Annotated in this window: 20 protein-coding genes; 9 read left to right on the top strand and 11 right to left on the bottom strand. The window is 63.6% G+C overall.

Features of this window, described 5'->3' with window-relative positions; genetic code table 11:
* Positions 1–8: 8 nt before the first annotated feature.
* The gene (locus IFT80_RS16465; protein ID WP_192137887.1) at positions 9–2,009 is read left to right on the top strand and encodes an acyltransferase family protein; all 2,001 of its coding nucleotides are present in this window, start codon (positions 9–11) and stop codon (positions 2,007–2,009) included.
* A gap of 138 nt (positions 2,010–2,147) precedes the next feature.
* Positions 2,148–5,168 (top strand): RHS repeat domain-containing protein, encoded by a 3,021-nt coding sequence (locus IFT80_RS16460; protein WP_192137886.1) that lies wholly within the window; start codon positions 2,148–2,150, stop codon positions 5,166–5,168.
* A gap of 11 nt (positions 5,169–5,179) precedes the next feature.
* On the opposite strand, the gene etfB is transcribed toward IFT80_RS16460, so the two are convergent.
* The 6 genes from etfB to IFT80_RS16430 all read right to left on the bottom strand — a co-directional run bounded on the left by etfB (position 5,180) and on the right by IFT80_RS16430 (position 13,073).
* Positions 5,180–5,953, bottom strand: a complete 774-nt coding sequence (gene etfB / locus IFT80_RS16455) for an electron transfer flavoprotein subunit beta (protein WP_122479782.1) — start codon at positions 5,951–5,953, stop codon at positions 5,180–5,182.
* A gap of 28 nt (positions 5,954–5,981) precedes the next feature.
* Positions 5,982–7,202, bottom strand: coding sequence for an electron transfer flavoprotein subunit alpha (gene etfA, locus IFT80_RS16450; RefSeq protein ID WP_192137885.1), 1,221 nt, complete (start codon positions 7,200–7,202; stop codon positions 5,982–5,984).
* A complete protein-coding gene (gene dgcB / locus IFT80_RS16445; protein WP_192137884.1) occupies positions 7,202–9,154 on the bottom strand; it encodes a dimethylglycine demethylation protein DgcB in 1,953 nt (650 codons plus the stop codon). Before dgcB ends, etfA begins: the two co-directional genes overlap by 1 nt.
* Positions 9,155–9,273: 119 nt before the next feature.
* Positions 9,274–11,334: a dimethylglycine demethylation protein DgcA gene (gene dgcA, locus IFT80_RS16440; protein ID WP_185794768.1), complete on the bottom strand. Its 2,061-nt coding sequence runs from the start codon at positions 11,332–11,334 to the stop codon at positions 9,274–9,276.
* 18 nt (positions 11,335–11,352) lie between these two features.
* A complete protein-coding gene (locus IFT80_RS16435; RefSeq protein ID WP_122479786.1) occupies positions 11,353–11,883 on the bottom strand; it encodes a DUF5943 domain-containing protein in 531 nt (176 codons plus the stop codon).
* Positions 11,884–12,095: 212 nt separating this feature from the next.
* Positions 12,096–13,073 (bottom strand): dipeptidase, encoded by a 978-nt coding sequence (locus IFT80_RS16430; RefSeq protein ID WP_122479787.1) that lies wholly within the window; start codon positions 13,071–13,073, stop codon positions 12,096–12,098.
* Between the two features lie 286 nt (positions 13,074–13,359).
* Between IFT80_RS16430 and IFT80_RS16425 the strand changes: the two genes are divergently transcribed.
* Together IFT80_RS16425 and IFT80_RS16420 are read left to right on the top strand one after the other, a co-directional pair.
* Positions 13,360–13,761: a lysozyme inhibitor LprI family protein gene (locus IFT80_RS16425; protein WP_192137883.1), complete on the top strand. Its 402-nt coding sequence runs from the start codon at positions 13,360–13,362 to the stop codon at positions 13,759–13,761.
* A gap of 2 nt (positions 13,762–13,763) precedes the next feature.
* A complete protein-coding gene (locus IFT80_RS16420; protein ID WP_122479789.1) occupies positions 13,764–14,180 on the top strand; it encodes a DUF3010 family protein in 417 nt (138 codons plus the stop codon).
* A 19-nt stretch (positions 14,181–14,199) separates the two neighbouring features.
* Here the strand turns inward: IFT80_RS16420 and IFT80_RS16415 are convergent, their stop codons facing one another.
* Positions 14,200–14,457 (bottom strand): hypothetical protein, encoded by a 258-nt coding sequence (locus tag IFT80_RS16415; protein ID WP_122479790.1) that lies wholly within the window; start codon positions 14,455–14,457, stop codon positions 14,200–14,202.
* A gap of 378 nt (positions 14,458–14,835) precedes the next feature.
* Positions 14,836–15,789, bottom strand: a complete 954-nt coding sequence (locus IFT80_RS16410) for a GlxA family transcriptional regulator (RefSeq protein WP_192137882.1) — start codon at positions 15,787–15,789, stop codon at positions 14,836–14,838.
* Between the two features lie 245 nt (positions 15,790–16,034).
* On the opposite strand from IFT80_RS16410, the gene choX reads away from it, so the two are divergent.
* The 4 genes from choX to IFT80_RS16390 all read left to right on the top strand — a co-directional run bounded on the left by choX (position 16,035) and on the right by IFT80_RS16390 (position 19,672).
* Positions 16,035–16,955, top strand: a complete 921-nt coding sequence (choX, locus tag IFT80_RS16405; protein ID WP_185794763.1) for a choline ABC transporter substrate-binding protein — start codon at positions 16,035–16,037, stop codon at positions 16,953–16,955.
* A gap of 281 nt (positions 16,956–17,236) precedes the next feature.
* Entirely contained in the window at positions 17,237–18,121 is an 885-nt protein-coding gene (locus tag IFT80_RS16400; protein WP_122796258.1) for a 3-keto-5-aminohexanoate cleavage protein, read from the top strand.
* Between the two features lie 136 nt (positions 18,122–18,257).
* On the top strand, positions 18,258–19,223 hold the full coding sequence (locus tag IFT80_RS16395) for an L-carnitine dehydrogenase (RefSeq protein ID WP_122715894.1): 966 nt from the start codon (positions 18,258–18,260) through the stop codon (positions 19,221–19,223).
* Complete coding sequence (locus tag IFT80_RS16390) at positions 19,220–19,672, top strand: thioesterase family protein (protein WP_185794761.1); 453 nt, start codon at positions 19,220–19,222, stop codon at positions 19,670–19,672. The genes IFT80_RS16395 and IFT80_RS16390 overlap by 4 nt, the downstream gene beginning before the upstream one ends.
* A gap of 140 nt (positions 19,673–19,812) precedes the next feature.
* On the opposite strand, the gene IFT80_RS16385 is transcribed toward IFT80_RS16390, so the two are convergent.
* Positions 19,813–20,439 (bottom strand): hypothetical protein, encoded by a 627-nt coding sequence (locus tag IFT80_RS16385; protein ID WP_192137881.1) that lies wholly within the window; start codon positions 20,437–20,439, stop codon positions 19,813–19,815.
* On the bottom strand, positions 20,436–21,668 hold the full coding sequence (locus IFT80_RS16380) for an AAA family ATPase (protein WP_192054993.1): 1,233 nt from the start codon (positions 21,666–21,668) through the stop codon (positions 20,436–20,438). The genes IFT80_RS16385 and IFT80_RS16380 overlap by 4 nt, the downstream gene beginning before the upstream one ends.
* A 212-nt stretch (positions 21,669–21,880) precedes the next feature.
* Here IFT80_RS16380 and IFT80_RS16375 point away from each other — a divergent pair, with 212 nt between their 5' ends.
* Positions 21,881–22,138: a hypothetical protein gene (locus IFT80_RS16375; protein ID WP_185794758.1), complete on the top strand. Its 258-nt coding sequence runs from the start codon at positions 21,881–21,883 to the stop codon at positions 22,136–22,138.
* A 105-nt stretch (positions 22,139–22,243) separates the two neighbouring features.
* Here the strand turns inward: IFT80_RS16375 and gbdR are convergent, their stop codons facing one another.
* Positions 22,244–23,338 carry a choline metabolism transcriptional regulator GbdR gene (gene gbdR, locus IFT80_RS16370; RefSeq protein ID WP_122479798.1) on the bottom strand — a complete coding sequence of 365 codons (1,095 nt, stop codon included), beginning with the start codon at positions 23,336–23,338 and terminating at the stop codon, positions 22,244–22,246.
* Positions 23,339–23,722: the final 384 nt, after the last annotated feature.

Below are 23,722 nucleotides of genomic sequence, written 5' to 3'. Positions count from 1 at the left end.
GCGGCACCATGTCCTCCACTCCCGGCTTGCCATACGTTGCGGGCATCGATGGCCTGCGCGCGATCGCGGTACTTGCAGTCATCGTTTTCCATGTCGATTTCCTGCGCTTTCTGCCAGGAGGCTTCACCGGCGTAGACATGTTCTTCGTCATTTCCGGCTACGTGATCAGCCGCTCCCTGGCGCAAACGAGTGGCCTGCCGCTGCGCACCTTCCTGCTGGAGTTCTACCAACGACGCCTGCTGCGCATTCTTCCGGCGTTATTGCTTGTGCTCACCGCCAGTGTCCTGATGTCGGCGCTGATCGTTCCCCCGGTATGGCTCAGCAGCCAGAACGAAGACACTGGCCTGGCCGCATTCGTGGGGCTGAGCAACCTGGTTCTGGCCTGGCAGACCGACACCTATTTCTCACCGAAAGCCGAGTTCAACCCGTACCTGCACACCTGGTCGCTGGGCGTGGAAGAACAGTTCTATCTGCTATTGCCCACGGTCTTCCTGCTCTGGCTGCGCTACCGCGAAAACAGCGTGATCGCGCGCTGCCTGCTGCCTGCCTTGACCCTAGCCTCGCTGGCCTGGTGCGCGGTGCAGACCCACGCCGCACCCTTGTCGGCGTTCTATCTGCTGCCCAGCCGTTTCTGGGAACTGGCCGCTGGTGCATTGCTGTTCCAGGCCATTGGCCAAGGCCGCCTGACTCGCCTGCAACCGTGGCATCGACAGGCGATGCTGGTGGCCGGGCTGGCGTTGCTGGCGGCAGGCTTCATCCTGACGCCGGCTGCACGCTTCCCGTACCCATGGGCGCTAGTCCCGGTGCTGGGCACGGTGTTGCTGATCGCCGCCGTGGTGCTCGGCAGCGATCGACCCGCAGGCCCGTTGCTGACGGTCTTGCAATGGCCAGCCCTGACGTACGTGGGGCGCCTGTCATATTCGCTGTACCTGTGGCACTGGCCCGTGGCGGTATTCCTGCGCTGGACCATTGGCCTGGAAGCATTGTGGATCCAGCTGGCCTACCCGTTGCTGGTGTTCGGCCTGGCAGCGGCGTCCTACCACTGGGTCGAAATGCCAGTGCGCCGTGGCGGCACGCGGTGGCATCGCCGTGCGGGCCTGTCCGTGTGCGGTGGGCTGGGTGCCATGGGGCTGTGCGCCGGAATTGCGGCGTGGACAATCCACTCCACCGAGCGTTTATCGCTGAGTACCGTGGCCGATAGCTACACCTGGCATGCCTACAGACACTACCCTCGGGAGCCGATCGAAAAGATCGACCAGCCGGGCCTGCACGGGCGCCAGCTTTTCGTGCTGGGCGACTCACACACCGCCGCCTACCGCACGATGCTCAACATCGTCTCGCTGCGATTGGGCATCGACGTGGTGGAATACGAACGCGGCGGCTGCGCGGTGGTCAGCCTGCTGAATGCCGATCCGCCCGCCTGCGCGACTTGGCAGAGCAGCGCGTTGGCCGATATTCAGGCACGCGCCAAGCCAGGCGATGTGGTGTTCCTGGCGTCCCTGCGCATGCCGGAGCTGGCGGGCCGCGATTGGCAGCAGGGCGAGGACGCAATCTTCGAACAAGCACGCGGCGAGCGCACTGTGCAACACGCCCAAGCGGCCCGCCAGGCCGCCGACGCCGTGCTCGAACCGCTGCAGGCGGCGGGCTTGACCGTACTGATCGACGCACCGTCGCCGGTCTTCAAGGCCCCGGCGAACCGTTGCTCGGATCCATTCAACCGAATGAATCCGATCTGCACGCCCGGACTGAGCGTGGAACACGACCGGATAGTGCAGCTACGTGCGCCGCAGATGCATCTGCTGACGATACTGACCCGCGAATACCCGGCGCTGAACGTCTGGGATCCGTTGCCGATCCTTTGCCCGGGCAACACCTGCTCGGCCTACGACTCGAACGAAACACCACTCTTCGCCGATGCCGACCACCTGAGCGGCCACGGCAACCGTGTGCTCGAACCCTCTTTCACAGCGCTTTTGATACACCTCTACGCACCCCTGCGAACGCGATGACGCACCCGGCACGGCAAGCCGAACGCGGCCTACATCGCCGCTACAGTTGTGCGCAGCGTTGATACCGTGGGTGTTCATGGCTGGCTGCCGGTCGATCAGAGATAAAGAGGGAAATCTATCCGAGCAAGGCAGGACAGCATGTCGCCCCTTCGAAGCATCTCCGATCAACTCGCCATCCATGCCCGCACGCCGGCGCTGGTGGTGTCCGACCCCCGTGGCCTGGCCGTACGTACCATCGGTTATTACCGACGCGAAGCCGACGTCCCTGCCGAGCCCCGGGTCAGCGCCCAATGGCATGACCACGCAGGCCGTCCTGTCAGCCAGTGGGATCCGCGTCAGTTCGAGCATTTCCAGAGCGGTGTGAGCGAGACGCCGAATCAAGCAACGGTGTTCAGCTTCTCGGGTACACCGTTGTTGCAGCGCAATGCGGATTCTGGCTGGAAAGCGATGTTGCTCGACGCCCAAGGCTCCAACCGGGAAAGCTGGGACAGCAAAGGCATCCACACCACGCTGAATTATGACCGGCACGCCAGGTTGATATCGGTTGCCAAACGCGATGCCGAGGGCCGGCAACGCGTCACGCAGCGCGTCGATTACGCAGCGGTCAACAGCGAGCACGCTGCTCGCAATCTGTGCGGCACGAGCTATCGGCATGACGATGACGCGGGCAGCAGAATCGCCCATGGGTTTGACATCAATGGCGAAGCGATCAGCTATACGCAGCGTTTTCTGGACGCAGAGGTGCTACCCGACTGGCCCGTTTCCCTGGCGGAACGCGATGCCCTGCTGGAGCCTGGGCCGGGTTATCGCACCTCCTATACCCACGATGCCACCGGCATGCTTGTCACTCACAGAGACGCCTTGGGTAATGCGCAACATTTTGGCCATGACATCAGTGGTCTGGAGGCTACCAGCCGGCTGGTGACCGCCGAAGGGCTGAACTGTGAACTGCTGTCGGCGTTGACTCATGATGCAGGCGGGCGGATCGTTTCGCAAACGATAGGCAATGGCGTGACAAGCCGCGCCGAGTACGACCCCATCGACCAACAGCTACTCAGGGCAACGTCCGTAAGCGCCGACGCGGTCGTGCTTCAGGATTTGCACTACCTGTATGACCCAGTCGGCAACATCATCAAAGTCAGCGATCAATCTCAACCCACCAGGTACCACGCCAATCGTCGCATCGAAGCGGTCAACGAATATCGCTATGACTCGTTTTGCCAACTGATCGAATCTACCGGTCGCGAAGCCGCAAATGCGGGCGGCGAAGGCCCATCACTGCCGCCGTTGCTGGCAATGCCTCAGGATCCTTCCTTGCTGCTCAACTACAGGCAGAACATGGAGTATGACCGGGCGGGCAACCTGACAGAGCTTCGCCACGTCAATGGGCAACGAAACCGAACACTCAGAATGGCGGTGGCAAGTGCCAGCAACAGATCGCTGCCCGAGCGCAATGGGCAACTCCCCGATGAAAGCCAGTTGACCGATGGCTTCGATGCCAATGGAAACTCCCGCGAACTGCTGCCCGGGCAGGTAATGACATGGGATGAATACAACCAGCTGCAGCGCGTGGCACCGGTGCAGCGCGACGATGAAGAAGACGACTATGAGCGCTACATCTACGACGCTGCGGGAAGTCGTTTGCGCAAGATATCCCATGCCCAACAGCGCAGCGGTGCACGTCGATGTGAGGTCCGCTACCTGCCGGGGCTGGAAATTCGGACGGACAGCCGCAGCGGTGAGCGCTTGCATGTCATCGTTGCGCAAGCGGGTAAGAACGGCGTCCGTCTGCTGCATTGGGCACATGGCAAACCCGAGGGTTTGCCTAATGATCAACTGCGTTTCACGCTGAGCAACCATTTGCGCTCAGCCACATTGGAGTTGGGCAGCGACGGCCAGTTATTGAGCCGGGAAGAATACTATCCGTTCGGAGGCACCGCCTGCTGGGCTGGTCGCAGTGCACTGCAAGCCAAGTACAAAACCATCCGCTACTCCGGCAAGGAACGTGACGCCACCGGTCTTTACTATTACGGCTTGCGCTACTACGCACCCTGGCTGATGCGATGGATCAATCCGGATCCGGCGGGCGATATCGACGGTCTGAACCTTTATGCGATGGTAGGCAATAATCCGATCACCATGGTGGACGGTGATGGGCGCGCCAAAACAAAGCATGACACCCTTGAAAGCATGATTGAAGCGGGCCCTACAGACGAATACCTGGCGGGGCAGCCGTATTGGGGAGCCGGTTCCGAGAGCGAGCGACGCCGTAAATACGAGAACTGGAAAGGCCATTGCAAGACCTGGTTCAATCGCACCAGGCAGAGCCGCGCGCAGGTACTGCTTTCGGCCTACGAAATTTCTGTAACCAATAGCAAGGGTGTGATCCAGGCACTGAAAAATATGGAAAGCAATACCGAGCTGGCGAAGTCGGTCGGACTTCGAGGGGCGACCATCGTCGTTTCCAACTTGAGTTCTACAGCCACGGGAACAGCCATTGGCACAGCCGTCGGGGCGATGGCATTGGGCCCGGCGGGTGCTCTGGCCGGTGCTGGCATAGGCATGGTGCTCGGCAAGCTGGCCAGTGTCGCCTCGGAAAAGGCAATGGAGAAAGCCGGTAATACCGCCACTCTGCATCTGCGTACTGGAACTCTGAGTGCTTCATCAATCATTCATGACGCGAAGATTCGCAAGAACGGCCTGGTGGGTAAGCTCTACTACAAGTCTCGCACTTACGTACCCGACAATCCCAAGAATGCCCTGAACCTCGGCACTGAAGCCGCCAAAACCGCAGGCTCCAAAGCCGCGGGGCCAGCGGGCGTCGCCGTCAAGATCGGCGTCGATGCAATCAAGGCTGGCTATGAACTGTATAAAACCCAACAAGACAAAGACCCGGCGAAACTCGAACTTTTGGAAACCAGCGCGGACGGTGCGTTCGCCGAGCTTTATCGGCGGACGCTACAGATAGCAAAGATGTACAACGCGACCGAGGCCGACGATAAACTCACCGGGCTGACCAATAGCACGCTTACTGGAAAAAGCATGACGTTGGGCGGCCTGGCCGCGCAATTCAGTACGGCTGTTGACCATCTGCAAACGGCTGCCGGTGCCACCAGCGCATTCCGCCAGCGGCATCAAGTCGACGTACTTGCCTTGTAGCGACGCGCGCATCAGAGCCGCACCACCCCCTCCTCGATCAACGCCTTGAGCACCGCCTGAGCGCCCTCTTCGGCGCTCAGGCCCTTGAGCACCTGCCCTCCTCCGCCACTGGCCTTGGCCGTGGCGGCCTTCATGCGATCCGCGCCGCTCTTGGCCTTGATCACCTTCAGGCGTTTGGGCCGGGGCTTGGCCGGTTGCAGCTCGGCGCTGTCGAACAGTTCGTCGTTGATCACCTCCACCGCATCCACCGGCAGCCGTCCGCGCTGCGCCGGGCCATAGGCGCTCTGCCGGGGCTTGGGCGCGGCGTTGTCGACGGTGGCCAGCAACGGCAGTCGCACCTTGAGGCGCCGTCTTTGGCCTCGGGGCAAGGCCTGCAGCACCTGGGCCACGCCGTTGTCGATGGACTCGACCTCGGCCAGGCCAACGATCAACGGCCAGCCGAGTTTTTCCGCCAGCAGAAAGGGCAACATGCCCGAGCCTTCGCCGGTTTCGGCCTGGGTACCGGTGAGCACCACGTGCGCACCGGCCGCTTGCAGGTAGTCGCACAGGGCCGGCAAGGCATCGGCGCCTTGTGGCTGTTCGAGCACGTGCAGCTGTTGCAGGCCCATGCCCAGGTACGCGCGCAACGCAGGCTCGGCGACATCGCCGGCGTGCAGTACCTGCAGGTCATCTCCGGCCAGTTGCAGCCCCAGCTCCACGGCGCGTGAATCCTGGTCTGCGCGCCGGGGGCGGCCGGACGTCGGGTGGGCGCCGATGGAAACGAGGGTGATGACCTTGGTGTTCATGGCTGTGTCTCTCTCATCGTGGCGCCCATCAGGCGGCATCGCGCTTGGCTTGGTTGCGATAGGCCTGGATGGCGTCGATCAAGGCGTGCATGATCGCCTGCCCGTCGCCGATCACCGACAGGTCGGCACGCTTGACCATGTCGCAGTTGGCGTCGAGGTTGATGGCAATGACCTTGTCGCAACCACCAATGCCCTGCAAGTGCTGGATGGCACCGGAAATGCCCACCGCCACGTAGACCCGCGCGGTCACCCAGGTACCACTGGCGCCGACCTGACGGTCGCGCAGCATGAAACCATCGTCCACCGCCACCCGCGAGGCACCTTCGGTCGCCCCCAAGGCCTGGGCCGTCCGGTGGAACAGTTCCCAGTCCTTGACCCCATTACCCCCCGAGAATATGAATTCCGATTCGGCCATGGGCACGGCCGCCGGGTCGACTGCTACCGCACCGAGGTCTTCGATGCGCGGCAGGCTGCGCGCCGTGGCTGTGGACAACGCCACCGGCAGCGCTTCGTGACGAGTCTCGTCAACCGGTTCGGCGCACTCGGCGGCCGCCAGGATCAAGCGCGGCAGCGGTCGGGCAATGTCCTGCTGGCCGGCACCGGCACGGCTGATGCACTGGCCGTCCTTGACCTGCCACACACGTGTGGCGGGACGTTCACCCTGGCAAGCGGCAAAACGCCGACCCAGCTCGCCACCGCCGGTACGGCTGTCGGGCAGCAGCCAATGGCGTGGGCTGAACTGATTATCCACCGCGCGCAGGCCGTGGATTCGCTGTTCCGGCGCATAACCTTCGAATTCGCCGCCTTGCAGGATCAACAGCCGGTCGACGCCTGCGCTATCGAAAGCGTTTTCCTTGTGTTCGCCGAAGACGATAGCCAATACCGCGCCACCCCCTGCTGCCAGGCGATGGGCCAGGCCCAGCACGTCGCGGTCGTGGCTGCTCAGGCGGCCGCCGACCATGTCCGGTACCACGGCGATGTAGAATTGGGGCACCGCCACCTGGTGCAAGGGCAGCTTGACTTCCACGGCTGCCGAACGCTTGCTCGCGCCGCCCTGCTGGGCGCCGCTGCGGTCGATGCGCTTGATCCCGTTGGCGCCGATGAAACCGATGCCGTGGGGGTTCTTGCGCATGACGCCATTGGGCCCCATCCACGCACTGGCCTGAGGCTGCAGGGCACTGTGCAAGGGATGCAGGCGGTTGCGGGCGATCCACTCGGCCCGCGGATCACGACGGATGAGGTCACTCATCAATGCACCTCCTCGACAACTTCACGTTTGGCCGGTGCGGGCCTGGCGGGGGCAACACTGTCCTCGACCAGCGCCTCGGCGACCAGTTCGGCGATGTCCTTGACCAACGGCCGCGGTTCCACCACGCCTTCTAGCATGGCGGTGCACTGCGGGCAGCCCACGGCCACGACTTCGGCCTGGGTTTCGCGGATGTCTTCCATGCGCATGTCGGGAATGCGCTGCTTGCCGGGTATGTCGGTGATCGGCGCGCCGCCACCGCCACCGCAACAGCGGGAACGGAAACCCGAGCGCTGCATTTCCTTGACCTCGATACCCAGCGCCTTGAGCACATCGCGCGGGGCCTGGTACTCGCCGTTGTAGCGACCCAGATAACACGGGTCGTGGTAGGTCACGCTGCCGCCCTTGTGCTGCCCCAGATGGAGCTGGCCGGCGGTGACCAGTTCGGCCATGAAGGTGCTGTGGTGCAGCACCTGATAGTTGCCGCCCAGCGCACCGTACTCGTTCTTCAACACATGGAAGCTGTGGGGGTCGCAGGTGACGATGCGTTTGAAGCCGTACTTGGCGAGGGTGCCGATATTGCGCTTGGCCAGCAGCTGGAAGGTGGCCTCGTCGCCCAGTCGCCGCGCCACGTCTCCGCTGTCGCGCTCTTCCAGGCCGAGCACGGCGAAATCGACCTTGGCCGCTTTCAGCACTTTGACGAAGGCGCGCAAGGTGCGTTGGTTGCGCATGTCGAAGGCGCCGTCCCCAACCCAGAACAGCACGTCGATGGTTTTGCGCTCGCTCAACAATGGCAGGTTCAGGTCGGCGGCCCAGTTCATCCGGCCACCGGGATTGAAACCGCCGGGGTTGTCGGTGGCGATCAGGTTGTCCAGCACTTCGGCGCCCTTGTTGGGCGTGGCGCCTTTTTCCAGGGTCAGGTGGCGGCGCATGTCGACGATGGCATCGACGTGCTCGATCATCATCGGACACTCTTCCACGCAGGCGCGGCAGGTGGTGCACGACCACAGGGTGTCGGCATCGACCAGGCCATTGACGATAGGCTGGTGCGGGTTGCCGGCGTGTTCGCCAATGGCCTTGCCAGGATAGGGGCTGCCGGCGAAGTTCGCATCGGTGCCACCGGCCAGGCCTACGACCATGTCCTGAATGAGCTTCTTCGGGTTCAACGGTTGACCGGCGGCGAACGCCGGGCACGCGGCTTCACATTTGCCGCACTGCACGCAGGCATCGAAGCCCAGCAGCTGGTTCCAGGTGAAGTCCTTGGGTTTTTCCACGCCCAGCGGCGCAGTGGGGTCGTTCAGGTCCAACGGCTTCAGGCCGGTGGAGCGACCACCGCCAAAGCGTTCGGCGCGGCGGTGCCAGGCCAGGTGCAAGGCGCCAGCGAAAGCGTGCTTCATCGGCCCGCCCCAGGTCAGTCCGAGAAACAGTTCCGACACGCCCCACAGCACGCCGATGCCCAGCACCGCAGCCAGTACCCAACCGCCGAAATTCATCGGCAAGATACCGGCCACCGGCAAGGTGGCGATGAAGAAGGTGGCCGAGAACATCAGCAGGCTTTTCGGCAGGCGCATCCACGGGCCCTTGGACAGGCGCGCGGGCGGGTTGCGGCGGCGGGCATAGACGAAGCAGGCACCGACGAACATCAGCGCGGTGGCGAACAGCAGCGCATAGCCAAGCATGCGATTGTGCAGGCCGAAGCCATGGACCAGCACCGCCAGCACCGCCGCCAGCACAGCGCCACCGGCCGTGGCGACGTGGGTGTTGGCGATGTACTTGTCGCGCGCGACCACATGGTGCAGGTCGACCATGTAGCGCCTGGGCATGGCCAGCAGGCCGCCCAGCAGGTCGACCTGGGATGGCCGACCGCGGCGCCACATATTGATTCGCCGCACGGCGCCCAGAACAGCCAGGGCCAGGGCGGCGAACAACAGGATGGGAAGCAGTGTATTGAGCATGGTGAAGCCTCTGTGGACCCTCGTAGGAGCGGTCATCGGCCGCGAAACGGTCACTGCGCTGTATCAGGTACACCGCAGTGATCCCTTCGCGGCCGATGACCGCTCCTACGGGAGCAGGGTCAAAAATCCTTGCACAGGCGCAGCGCGTCGTAGATCGCCGCGTGGGTGTTGCGCTGGGCCACGCAGTCGCCGATACGAAACAGCAGATAGTCGTCGCCCGAAGTACTCAACGACGGCTGCGGCTGGATCGCGAACAAGGCGTCGATGTCCATCTGGCCCTTGTTGCGCGACCCCTGCTTGAGCGCGTAGTAGAGCTGTTCGTCGGGACGCACGCCGTTCTCCACCACCACTTGGTCGACCACGCGTTCTTCCTTGGCGCCGGTGTATTCGTTCTCCAGCACGGCCACCAGCTTGTCGCCTTCGCGGTAGACCTTGTCCAGCATCATGTCGCCGGTCATGATCACTTCCTTGGGGTACATGCTGCGGTAGTAGGTGGGGAACGACGTACCGCCGATGGCCACGCCCGGCTTGATGTCGTCGGTGACGATCTCCACCTGGCTGCCCTTGTCGGCGAGGAAGTCGGCCACCGACATGCCGGTGAACTCGCAGATGGTGTCGTACACCAGCACGTTCTTGCCCGGTGCGACCTTGCCGTCGAGCACGTCCCAGCTGCTGACCACCAGGCCCTCTTCGGCGCCCCAGTGCTCGTTCTGTTCCAGAAACGGGTGGCCACCCACCGCCAGCACGACGATGTCCGGGCGCAGGTCCATGATGGTATCGGCATCGGCAGCCGTGCCCAGGCGCAGGTCGACCTTCAGGCGCGCCAGTTCCAGCTGGAACCAGCGGGTAATGCCAGCGATCTGGTCACGCTGCGGCGCCTTGGACGCAGTGGTGATCTGCCCACCGATGAAGTCCTTCTTCTCGAACAACGTCACGTCGTGGCCACGCTCGGCCGCCACGCGCGCGGCCTCCATGCCGGCAGGCCCTGCGCCGACCACCACCACCTTGCGCTTCACGCCGGTGGACTTTTCGATGATGTGCGGCACGCCCATGTATTCACGCGACGTGGCCGCGTTCTGGATGCACAGCACGTCCAGCCCCTGGTACTGCCGGTCGATGCAGTAGTTGGCGCCCACGCATTGCTTGATCTGGTCGATCTGGCCCATCTTGATCTTGGCGATCAGGTGCGGGTCGGCGATGTGCGCCCGGGTCATGCCGACCATGTCGACGTAGCCGCCTTCAAGGATGCGCGTCGCCTGGTTCGGATCCTTGATGTTCTGCGCGTGCAGCACCGGGATGTTCACCACCTCCTTGATCCCTGCCGCCAGGTGTAGGAACGGCTCGGGCGGGTAGCTCATGTTGGGAATGACGTTGGCCAGGGTGTTGTGGGTGTCGCAACCCGAGCCCACCACGCCGAGGAAATCGAGCATGCCGGTGTCGCAGTAGTACTTGGCGATTTCCTTCATGTCCTCGTGGCTGAGGCCATCGGGATGGAATTCGTCGCCGCAGATGCGCAGCCCCACGCAGAAGTCGTCGCCGACTTCCTTGCGCACGGCCTTGATCACCTCCATGCCGAAGCGCATGCGGTTTTCGAAGCTGCCGCCCCACTCATCGGTGCGCTTGTTGACCCGCGGGCTCCAGAACTGGTCGATCATGTGCTGGTGCACCGCCGACAGCTCGACGCCGTCCAGGCCGCCGGCCTTGGCGCGGGCCGCAGCGCTGGCGTAGTTGCCGATCACGCGCCAGATCTCTTCAGGCTCGATGGTCTTGCAGGTGGCGCGGTGCACCGGCTCGCGGATACCCGAGGGCGACATCAGGGTCGGCCAGTGCTCGCCGTCCCAGCGCGAGCGCCGGCCCATGTGGGTGATCTGGATCATGATCTTGGCCCCATGCTTGTGCATGGCGTCGGCCAGGTTCTGGAAATGCGGAATGATCTTGTCGGTGGCCAGGTTGACCGATTTCCACCAGCCCTGGGGGCTGTCGATGGCCACGCTGGAGGAACCGCCGCAGATGGCCAGGCCTATTCCACCCTTGGCTTTCTCTTCGTAGTATTTCACGTAACGATCGGTGGTCATGCCGCCGTCGGTGGCGTAGACCTCGGCGTGCGCGGTACTGAGCACGCGGTTGCGGATCGTCAGCTTGCCGATCTGGATCGGCTGGAACATCGCTTCGAAAGCCATGACGGTTGATTCCTCGACTTACAACGGTTTCACGGTGAAGAGGCCATCTTCGTGGCCTTCTTCGGAGCCGCCGTACACTTGCTCGGCGACGGTACGAATGCTGCTGCCGCGAGCGGCGAGAATCTGGTCCATGGCGCCGGCGAACCAGCCGGTGAACATGTAGTCGACCTTGCGTCCGACCTTGCCGTACACGTAGACGAAGGCGGAATGCTCCAGCTTGACGCTACAGGTGCCCTGGTCCAGGTCGATGTCCTGGATCTTGAACAGGCCCCAGCCGCGCTGCGACAGACGCTTCATGTAGTGCTCGAACACCGCGACGCCTTCCAGGCCATGGCACTCGGCTTCTTTCTCGCACCAATGCCAGGCGGATTTGTAGCCCGCCTTGTAGAGAATCTCGGCGTAGGCGTCGGCGCCCAGCACCTCTTCGATGCCCATGTGGTTGTTGACGAAGAAGTGACGCGGCACGTACAGCATGGGCAGGGCGTCGGAGGTCCAGATACCGGTTTCGCTGTCGACTTCGATGGGCAGTTGCGGGGCGATCTTGGCCATGGTGAGTGATCTCCGATAAACATGATTCGAGCAAGCAACGCACAATCGCTTTGCTCGTAGATAGACAGTTGTGTGAATGCCTTTGGAGCCGTAGCGAGCACGTCGAGAGCAAGGAAGGACCGGAGCGAAAGGCGAGACAGTACCGAGGTACGGCGAGCTTTTCGCGAGGACCTGACGCAGCTATCGGCGAGCGCAGTAGGCTCCAGAGGTATTCACTCGCCCCAGACGTCCTTGAGGACATTGACCCAGTTCTCGCCCATGATCTTGCGCACCACGCGTTCGCTGTGGCCGCGCTTGAGCAGGGTTTCGGTCAGGTTGGGGAACTCGCCCACGGTGCGGATGCCCAGCGGATTGATGATCTTGCCGAAGCTGGTCAGGCGGCGGGCGTAGCCCTTGTCGTGGGTCAGGTATTCGAAGAAGTCCTGGCCGTGGCCCTGGGTGAAGTCGGTGCCGATGCCGATGGCGTCTTCACCGACGATGTTCATGGTGTATTCGATGGCTTCGGCGTAGTCGTCGATGGTCGAATCGATACCCTTGGCCAGGAACGGCGCGAACATGGTCACGCCGACGAAGCCGCCATGGTCGGCGATGAATTTCAGCTCTTCATCGGACTTGTTGCGCGGGTGTTCTTTCAAGCCCGACGGCAGGCAATGGGAGTAGCACACCGGTTTCTTCGATTCGAGGATGACTTCTTCGCTGGTCTTGGAGCCGACGTGGGACAGGTCGCACATCACGCCCACACGGTTCATCTCGGCGACGATTTCACGGCCGAACCCGGACAGGCCGCCGTCGCGCTCGTAGCAGCCGGTACCGACCAGGTTCTGGGTGTTGTAGCACATCTGCACGATACCCACGCCCAGCTGCTTGAACACTTCCACGTAGCCGATCTGGTCTTCGTAGGCGTGGGCGTTCTGGAAGCCGAAGAGGATGCCGGTCTTGCCGGTTTCCTTGGCCTTGCGGATGTCGGCGGTGCTGCGCACGGGCATGACCAGGTCGCTGTTCTCGCGCATCAGCTTCTGGCTCTTGCAGATGCTGTCGATGGTGGCCTGGAAACCTTCCCACACCGACACCGTGCAGTTGGCCATGGTCAGACCGCCCTTGCGCATGTCCTCGAACAGTTCGCGGTTCCATTTGGCAATGATCAGCCCGTCGATGACGATGCTGTCGGCGTGCAGTTCGGCTGGGCTCATCGGGCAGTCCCCATCAGGCAAGTCAGGCGCCGAATCGTATGTCGGCGCTTCATGGAGCCAGCATATGCCTGCGCGACAGGGCGACCGGATGCAAAAACGACAGGGGAATTGCCGAAAGCGTCAACGCACGATGCAAAAGATGACCACCCCCCTTGCAGGGGAGACCTGCTTGGTCGTGCCACTGCATGAAATAAACCGCCTGGCATCGCTGCGCCCCTATGCTTTCCAGCGCCCCTGAGACAGAATCAGCGGCAATTGTCCTGCTCAACGGGTTAGGTAGATCCTCATGAGATTCACGCTGCTGATGCTTGCCCTGCTGTCCTTCGCCGCCCAGGCAGAAGAGTCCGACGGCCCCACCCCGTGCGATAACGTCGAAACCGATCAGCAGAGCTACGAGTGCTCGGCCTACAACCGCAAGACATCGGAAACCGAGATGAGCGAGTCGTACACCGACCTGCTCGACCGCATCAACTCCCAGTTCCCCAAAGGCTCGCCCGAACTCAAGGCGTTCACCGACAGGCTCAAGACTGCCCAGGACCTGTGGGCCAAGTCGCGCGATGCCGATTGCGACGTGTACACCGTCAATGCCGGCAAAGGCACCAAGGCCTATGACATTGCCCAGAACGATTGTCGCGCGCAGAAAAGCGACGAGCGTTCCGAATTTCTGCAATCGGTGGGCCTGGAGTGAGCGTGAAAATAGTCGGGGTCGAGATCAAGGGCAGCGAAGCGATCTTTGCAGTGGTGGAATTCGACGGTGCCGACTTGGCGCATCTTCCCACTTCCCTCAAGAAGATCGCGCTGGAAGACGATGACATCGCGGCGAACGTGCGGCAGTTTCGCGAACAGGTGGCCGCTTTCGTCGGCGACAACGGGTTGAAGATGCTCGCCATCAAGAAGCGCGGCAAGAAAGGCGAGTTCGCCGGCGGGCCGACCACCTTCAAGATCGAAGGCGTGCTGCAGCTGCTCGAAGGTTGCGAGGCAGTGCTGGTGTCGCCGCAGACCATCAGCGCCCAGGCCAAGAAGCTGGTTGAGCTGCCAGGCAGCTTGAACAAATACCAGCACGAAGCCTACAAGGCTGCCTGCGCGGTATTGCTCAAGGCGCGCTGAAACGGTCAACAGTCGTCTTTCATTCCTCCTCGTTTACCCGGCAGTCCAGGCCGATGTCGGTCGGATTGCTGGGGTCCTGCGCCACGAACGCACGCGTCTTGTGCTCGGCATCCGCCAGGCTGTCGGCCTCCACGGGCAGATCAACCAGGGTGTTGTTCCAGGCGTCGTCGGCCTGGTTGTCGATGACCCGGCAGTCGTACCACGCCGCCGCCGCCGGCCCGGCCAATGCCAGAAGAGCCACTGCCAGAATTGGCGCACCCATGACTTGCTTGCTCATCTCTATGATTCCTCTATCGCTGAATGAGCGCGCAGGTTAGCGGCCGCCTGCCGTGCCAGAACGGTACATATGCATTGGCCCTACCGGCGCCTTCGCGGCCACAGACCGCTCCTACGACACGCACACATTCCATCCGCAGGAGCGGCCAGTGCCCCAGGCGGTAGAGGGATCACAGTCCTTCCGCAGGAGCGGCCAGTGGNCCGCGAAGGCAGAGGGATAACAGTCTTCCGTAGGAGCGGCCAGTGGCCGCGAAGGCAGAGGGATCACAGTCCTTCCGTAGGAGCGGCCAGTGGCCGCGAAGGCAGAGGGATAACAGTCTTCCGTAGGAGCGGCCAGTGGCCGCGAAGGCGTCGGCACGGCCGCTGCATGGTGAACGACCTACCCCGACTCGCGCACGCGCCCGCGCCGATCTTCCCGCGGGCAGCGGGCAAAGCGCGCCCGATAGCTGCGGGTGAAATACGACGGCGAGTCGAAACCGCAGGCAATGCTCACCTCCAGCACGCTCATCTGGGTCTGGCGCAGCAGCTGCCGGGCTTTTTCCAGGCGCAGGCGCAAGTAGAAGTTGCTCGGGGTGTCGTTCAGATGCAGACGGAACAAGCGCTCCAGCTGGCGGCGAGTGACCTTGGCCAGGTCGGCCAGCTGCAAGGTGCTCAGCGGCGGTTCGGTGTGCTGTTCCATCTCGCCGATCACCTGCACCAGCTTTTTGTTGCTGAGGCCGTAGCGTGAAGCGATTTCCATGCGCTGGTGGTCCTTGCGCGGGCGAATGCGCCCCACCACGAACTGCTCGGACACCTGGATGGCCAGCGGGCTGCCATGGGCCTGGCCGATCAGATCGAGCATCAGATCGATGCAGGCAGTACCGCCGGCGCAGGTGATGCGCAGGCTGTCGGTCTCGAACAGCTCCTGGCTGGCGCTGAGCGCGGGGTAGGATTCGCGAAAAGCATCCAAGGCCTCCCAGTGCAGCGCCACGCGGTGGCGCTCGAGCAAGCCCGCCTCGGCCAGGACGAAACTGCCGGTGTCGATACCACCCAGGGTCACGCCCTCGCGATCCAGCCGCCGCAGCCAATCGCGCAGCGTTGCATCAAAGGCTGCCAGCGGCTCGAAGCCAGCCACCACCAACAACGTCACGCCCTTGGCCAGCGGCCCGAGTCCCCCATCGGCATTCACCGACATGCCGTTGCTGGCCAGTACCGCGCCGCCGTCCAGGCTCAGCACCTGCCACCGGTACAGCTCGCCGCGAAAGCGGTTGGCCACGCGCAGAGGCTCGATCGCCGAGATGAAGCCGATTGCGGAAAATCCGGGCAGCAACAGGAAATTGAAGTCTTGGGCCATGGTGTGCTCTGTGAATTCTGCGGTCAGCGATCCCACAGCGCGATCCTGTGGAAGCGGGGCGGGCGGCGAGCCCTCTGCCCACGAAGAGGGCCTCTGTGAAACACCACTAATACCCACCACGTCGCCACTGTGCAAGAGCCGGTCGCCGCAGTGCGTTTTTTCCGCCAACGGCCTGCGTACCTTATGCAAACGGCGCGCAGACGCCGCCCCCATAACAATTCGAACTGCCGCCTGAGGGAGCCATCATGAACAGATTGATCAGCTGCTGCCTGCTGATGCTTACCGGTACCGCGCTGTTGACCGGCACGGCCAGCGCCGCGGAACCGGCCAGTTGCAAGAACGTGCGCCTGGGCGTAGTCAACTGGACCGACGTGATCGCCACCAGCGCCATGACCCAGGTGCTGCTCGACGACCTGGGCTACAGCGTCAAACAGACCAGCGCGTCCCAGCAGATCATCTTCGCCGGTATCCGCGACCAGCGCCTGGACATGTTTCTGGGTTACTGGAACCCGTTGATGACCCAGACCATCACTCCCTTCGTGGAACAGAAGCAGGTCCGCGTGCTGGCCGAGCCCAGCTTGAAGGACGCCCGCGCCACGTTGGCCGTGCCGACCTACCTGGCCGACAAAGGCCTGAAAAGCTTCGCCGACATTGCCAAATTCAAGAAGGAACTGGGCGGCAAGATCTACGGTATCGAACCGGGGTCGGGCGCCAACACGCAGATCAAGGACATGATTGCCAAGAACCGCTTCGGCCTGGGCGACTTTCAACTGGTCGAGTCCAGTGAAGCCGGCATGCTCTCGGCGGTGACGCGCGCGGTGAAGCGCAACGAGGCCATCGTGTTCTTCGGGTGGGCGCCGCACCCGATGAACGTCAATCAGGACATGACCTACCTGAGCGGCAGTGAAGATGCCCTGGGCCCGAACGAAGGCATGGCCACGGTGTGGACAGTGACCGCGCCGGACTACGCCAGCCGCTGCCCGAACGTGGACAAGCTGCTGGGCAACCTGACTTTCACCGCCGCCGACGAAAGCCGAATGATGCAGCCGCTGCTGGAGCACAAGGACGCCTTCGACTCGGCACGGCAATGGCTCAAGGACCACCCTCAGGACCGCCAGCGCTGGCTGCAAGGCGTCACCACCTTCGACGGCAAACCCGCCGCTTGAACACACCCCTGTAGCAGCGCCGCCTGTGGCAGCGGGTTCTGTGGGAGCGGGTTCTACCCGCGAATGGTTCACCACGGTAGATGAACAAGACCGCGCTGCATCAGTTACACCGCAATACCGCCGACGCGGCTCGCGCCGCTGCTACAGAACACTGCGCCTGGCTTGTACGTGCGGGAACAACCGCGCTCTGCCGGACACACCGCGATCCCCTGTAGCAGCGGCGCAAGCCGCGTCCGGCGACAACCGCGTTACATCAGACACATACCTCAAGGAACCCTGCAATGAACCACGACGTCATCATCACCTGCGCTTTGACCGGTGCTGGCGACACCACCGCGAAAAGCCCGCATGTTCCGGTCACGCCGAAACAGATCGCCGCCGCCGCCGTAGAGGCAGCCAAGGCGGGCGCCACGGTCGTGCACTGCCATGTCCGCGACCCACAGACCGGCCGCTTCAGCCGCGACGTGGCGCTGTACCGGGAAGTCATGGAGCGCATTCGCGAGGCCGACATCGACATCATCGTCAACCTCACCGCCGGCATGGGTGGCGACCTCGAGATCGGCCCTGGGGAAACGCCGATGGCGTTCGGCCCCGGCACCGACCTGATCGGCCCGCTGGCACGCCTGGCTCACGTCGAAGCGTTGCTGCCGGAGATCTGCACCCTGGATTGCGGCACCCTCAATTTCGGCGACGGCAACAGCATCTACGTGTCCACCCCCGCGCAATTGCGTGCCGGTGCCAAACGCATCACCGAGCTGGGCGTGAAGGCCGAGCTGGAAATCTTCGACACCGGCCACCTGTGGTTCGCCAAGCAGATGATCAAGGAAGGCTTGCTGCACGATCCGCTGTTCCAGTTGTGCCTGGGCATTCCATGGGGTGCGCCGGCCGATACCACCACCATGAAGGCCATGGTCGACAACTTGCCGGCAGACGCGGTGTGGGCCGGCTTCGGCATCGGTCGCATGCAGATGCCCATGGCCGCGCAGGCGGTGCTGCTGGGCGGCAACGTGCGGGTCGGGCTGGAAGACAACATCTGGCTGGAGAAAGGCGTGCTGGCCACCAATGGTCAATTGGTCGAACGCGCCGGCGAGATCCTTACCCGGCTGGGCGCCCGAGTGCTGACACCGGCCGAGGGGCGGAAAAAGATGAACCTCGTCAGCCGCTGATTTTTTTGGTGCTCTCCAGGCCTCTTCGCGGGTAGCAGCCTCGCCGCCCGCCCCGCTCCCACAAAGATCCCATGTGGGAGCGGGCTCTGCCCGCGAAGAGGCCCGCATCCCCCACACACCTCTCCAGGAATGACCCATGACTTTCATCACCCACATAAAAACCTTCGCCGCCCTGGGCAGCGGTGTCATCGGCAGCGGCTGGGTCGCCCGCGCCTTGGCCCATGGCCTGGACGTGGTGGCCTGGGACCCTGCGCCCGGCGCCGAAGCCGCCTTGCGCCAACGCGTCGCCAACGCCTGGCCGGCCCTGGTCAAGCAAGGCCTGGCGGCGGGTGCAGCGCAGTCGCGGCTGCGCTTTGTGGCCACCGTCGAGGACTGCGTGCGCGACGCCGACTTCATCCAGGAAAGCGCGCCAGAGCGGCTGGAACTGAAACTGGACCTGCACGCCCGCATCAGCGCCGCCGCCAAGCCCGACGCCTTGATTGGTTCCAGCACCTCGGGCCTGCTGCCCAGCGAATTCTATGAAGGCGCCACACACCCGGAGCGCTGCGTGGTCGGCCATCCGTTCAACCCGGTTTACCTGCTGCCGCTGGTGGAAGTGGTCGGCGGCCGACACACCGCACCCGAGGCGATCCAGGCGGCCATCGCCGTGTACGAAAGCTTGGGCATGCGCCCGTTGCATGTGCGCAAGGAGGTGCCTGGTTTCATCGCCGACCGCCTGCTCGAGGCGCTGTGGCGCGAAGCCTTGCACCTGGTCAACGACGGTGTGGCTACCACGGGCGAGATCGACGACGCCATTCGCTTTGGCGCCGGTTTGCGCTGGTCGTTCATGGGCACGTTTCTGACCTACACCCTGGCGGGCGGCGACGCCGGCATGCGGCACTTCATGAACCAGTTCGGCCCGGCGCTGAAGCTGCCCTGGACCTACCTGCCGGCGCCGGAGCTGACCGACTCGCTGATCGACGAGGTGGTTGCGGGTACCTCGGCGCAGCTGGGCGAACACAGCATCGGCGCCCTGGAGCGCTATCGCGATGATTGCCTGCTGGCGGTGCTGGACGCAGTACGGGTGACCAAGGCCCGGCACGGCATGAGCTTCGCCGAATGATCACCTACCAGACGCCGGTGCTCGCGGAGTGGGTGGACTACAACGGGCATCTGCGCGATGCGTTCTATCTGCTGATCTTCAGCTACGCCACCGATGCGTTCATGCTGCGGATCGGAGTGGATCCGCAACGTGACGGACGCTCGCTGTTCACGCTGGAATGTCACCTCAACTATCTGCATGAAGTGAAACAAGGGGCGCAGGTTCAGGTGCGTACGCGGGTGCTGGCCCATGACCACAAACGGGTGCAGGTGTACCACACGCTGCACCTGCAAGGCGCGGACGAGGTGCTGGCCGCCAGCGAGCAGATGCTCTTGCATGTGGATCTGAAGGGGCCGAAGTCGGCGCTGTTCGGGGTGCCTTCATTGGCCGTGCTGGCCGAGGCTTTCGAAGCGCAGCGACAACAGCCCGAGGCGGAGTACGCAGGGCGACGGATTGCGTTGCCTGGCTGAATACCACGCCGCGCCCTTCGCGGCCACGGACCGCTCCTACGGGGTTTCTGGTGCCTCGTAGGAGCGGTCATCGGCCGTGAAAGCCGCACTGCGGTCTGCCTGATACATCGCATCGCGCCCTTCGCGGCCACGGACCGCTCCTACGGGGTTTCTGGTGCCTCGTAGGAGCGGTCATCGGCCGCGAAAGCCGCACTGCGGTCTGCCTGGCGCTCCACCGCCGCCGCAATCAGCGGCGCCATCTCGCGCAGCCCTTCCAGCCCGACTTTGCCCTCTTCGAACAAGCGCAACCATTGCCGCCGCACGCGCATCACCCGCTCGTCATCGCGCAGCGGCAGGTGCTTGAGGGTGTACTCGGCCCGCGCCCGCACCGCTTCGGGCACCTGGTCGGTCAACACCAGTTGCAGCGACGGCAGCAACACCTCGAACCAGCCCTCGCGCACCTCGAACGGATCGAGAAAATCCTCGGCTTTCTTGTTGCCCTTGGCGCTGTTCATCCAGGCGTCGACATAACGGTAGTTGCTCCACTCATAGGCCATGCCACGGTCCTGGTCACAGCTGATGAAATGTTCCACGGTGCCGCTGGGAATGTACATGGCGCCGAACGCGCAGCGGTTGGTGAAGCCCTCGCCCAGTTCCGGGCGAAATGGCGACCAGTAGTCGCGTGGCCTGGCAGCGTCGGGATTGTCCTGCAACCAGGCATTGCCGCGTTGGCGGCAGCGCTCGTCGAAGCCGTGAGGTTCGGGCAGCGGATTGACGAGCTCGATCATGCCCCTGCTCCAGACTTGGTCACGACCCAGGCGGGCCAGAAATGATCACCGGTGGGCAGTGTGCGCAGCAGCTGCGACTCGATCGCTGCCTCACTGTCCAGCCCCTTTGGCAGCCCTGACCGCTCGCCACGCATCCAGGCCTCAGCGGCGCCGATCGCCGCTTCCGCTTCCACCGAGCGCGCCTGGCGCAGGCCAAAGCTCTCGGACACCAGCCAGTTCACGACATCGCCCTGGGGCGCCCAGACGTGTCGGTGCAGCTGTACTTCACCGGCCAGCACGCCCAAGGTGAAGAGAGCATCGCGCGCTTCGACGAACTGCGTCTCCATGGAGGCCAGCACCAGCGGCGAGTGCGTGGCTACGATCATCTGCACCGCCAGGCGTTGACGGGTCAGCGCCCCGACCACGGCCATCAGCGCCGGGACGATACGGCGCTGCCACTGAGCGTGCAGATGGCATTCGACCTCATCCACCAGGAACACCAGTTCATCGCTCGGCCGCACACCGGCCAGGCGGCAGGCGCGGCGGTGGCCTTCCCAGGTCCAGACCAGCATGTAGGCCAGGGCCACCACGCGGCGGATGGCACTGGAGGTTTCGGGCAGGGGCACCTGCCCCTGGGGCCGCTGCAAGGTCGGGTACTGGGTTTCATCCAGCAGGCCGATGTGACACGGGCGACCGGGCAGCAACAGCTCCTCGCGCGAGGGCGACAGGGCATGCAGTACTTGCTTCAAGGCGGCGAACGCCTTGCAGCCATGATTGCGCTGCCAACGCACCCAGTCGCTGATCAAACCGTTGCACAAGCGACCCTGGCCAGCCATCGAGGCGCCCTGCCACAACTGGGTTTCATCGAAGTGATAGGCTGCCAGCTCGCCCGCGTTGCGCAGCGGATCCCAGACGCTGAAGGTGCCGTTGGCGTGGGCATACACCACCAGCGAACGGCTCGGCGTGCTGTCGCCCAGCGCCGCCCAGCGGCCTTGCTGCCAGGCCCACTGCCCGGCGCTGCGGTGCGCACCCGTGAACCGATAGTCGATCACCGGCAATGCCGTCTGGTCGCGCGCCTTGATGGGTTTGCCCGCAGCCCAGGTACGGGTCAGCACCCACCAGGCGGCATCGAGCACGAAGCTCTTGCCCAGGCCGTTGTCACCGGTGATGAAGTTCAGCCGTGGCGCCAGCCCGATGGGCCCCAGCGCGGGAGAAGGGCCGACGCCCTTGAAGGAGAGAAAGTCGAGCATGTCCATTGCCGTCCATAGGAAGTGAACGGCAAGGGTATTCAGGGTTGCGTCGCACGGTGCCATACCCCGGTGCTACAAGGGCCGAACGCAGGCATGCGAAAAACGACCTGCCTGTGTGCAATCCGGCCATGGCGACCGTCGACGCTTGCCGAGCGCGTGCAGGGCTACCAGAATCGGCACACCGTCACGCCATTTGAAGAAGGATCAGCATCATGATGCATGCAGACTTGATTGATCAGGATGACCTGCTGGGCCAGCTACGCGCGCTGGGTTTCGACATGCCAGCCGGCGCCACGGCCGAGCAGGCCTGTGAATGCGCAGTGCGCGGCCTGGACAGCGGACGGGCCCAGGCCCTGCGCAAGATGGTGGAACAGATGCTGATGGGCAGCGCGACCATCCTGCCGGCAGTGCGCCAGGCGATCGACCGGACCTTGCTCCCAGCGTTGGCCCAGCATTCGAAACGGGCCTGAATTTCAGCGGCGGCCCTTTCGCGGCCGCTGACCGCTCCTACGGAAGGTCGCGATGCCTGAACTACCGTAGGAGCGGTCAGTGGCCGCGAAGGGTGCGCCGCAGTATCAGATCCTTACACTGGCAAAGGTCGATTCGTTGCGCGCCTGGCTCAATGCCGACAACGGACCTGCCAGCACCATGGCCTGCGGAATCGGCAACATCGCCACCTGCTGGGTGGTATTGGAACCAACCCGCTCGTCGCGCGGCGGAATGCCGAAATACTCGCGGTAGCACTTGGAGAAATGCGGCGTGGAAACGAAGCCGCACACCGACGCCACTTCGATGATCGACATGGGCGTCTGCTTGAGCAGCTGCCGCGCCCGAATCAGGCGCAACTTGAGGTAATAGCGCGACGGCGAACAATGCAGGTACTTCTGGAACAACCTTTCCAGCTGGCGCCGTGACACCGCCACGTACACCGCCAGTTCGTCCAGATCGATCGGCTCTTCCAGGTTGGCTTCCATCAGCGCGACGATTTCCTGCAGCTTCGGCTGGTTGGTGCCCAGCATGTGCTTGAGGGGCACGCGCTGATGATCCTGCTCGTTGCGAATGCGCTCGTAGACGAACATCTCGGAGATCGCCGCCGACAGCTCGCGGCCATGATCGCGGCTGATCAGGTGCAGCATCATGTCCAGCGGCGCGGTACCGCCCGAACTGGTAAAGCGATTGCGGTCGAGGGTGAACAGCCGTGTGCTCATGGCCACCCGAGGAAAGGCCTCCTGCATCGAGGCCAGGCATTCCCAGTGCACGCTGCATTCGAAGCCATCCAGCAGACCGGCGCAGGCCAGTGCCCAGCTACCGGTACAGACCGCACCCAGGCGCTTGGACTGCCGCGCCTGGCTCTGCAACCAGCTGACGTGGTCACGGCCCACGGCACGCTGGATACCGACACCGCCACAGACGATGACCGCGTCCAGCGGCGCAGCCTTGTGCATGGCCGCATCCGGGGTGATCTGCAGTCCGTCACTGGCCCATACCTGGCCACCGTCGGCGCTGAGGGTGGTCCACCGATACAGCTCGCGCCCAGACAACTGGTTGGCCATGCGCAGCGGTTCGACCGCCGAGGCCAGGGAGATGAGCGTGAAGTTGTCGAGCAACAGGAAGCCGATGGACTGAGGGCTGCGAGTCTGCGGTTGAGCGCCGGGGGTGAAGGACGTCATTGCGGTATCTCCTTACGCGAAGCGGATGGTGGCCTCAGGCAGGCTCTTGTTATTACCCTCTGTTTGACAGGGGCTTTGCTTTGCTACGCAAACGCCATGCCGACAATTGGTCGGGAACTCCATGGCGCCTGAAAACGACGTCGCGCAGGGCTATGCAGAGCCGTGCGCAGGGTCTTCGTCGGCGGCGTTGGATTCTTGCCAAAAGCATAGCCGCCGTGGGGTCTGAGCAATTCGGTAGCAGCCGTTGGGGCATTGCGCCGCCAAGTGTCACCGCAAGCACGTTGCCCGCTATCGCCGAGCCCTGCACGCGTGTGTCGATGGATTCCAGGCACCGCGCGCGAAAATGAGGCGTGGCGGTCACGCCTGCACGCTCGTGTGGCAACC

The organism is Pseudomonas sp. CFBP 8771, from assembly GCF_014841695.1.
Taxonomy (GTDB): domain Bacteria; phylum Pseudomonadota; class Gammaproteobacteria; order Pseudomonadales; family Pseudomonadaceae; genus Aquipseudomonas; species Aquipseudomonas baltica.
The sequence above is the reverse complement of the archived record's forward strand: the minus strand, read 5'-3'. Positions and strand labels throughout refer to the sequence as shown.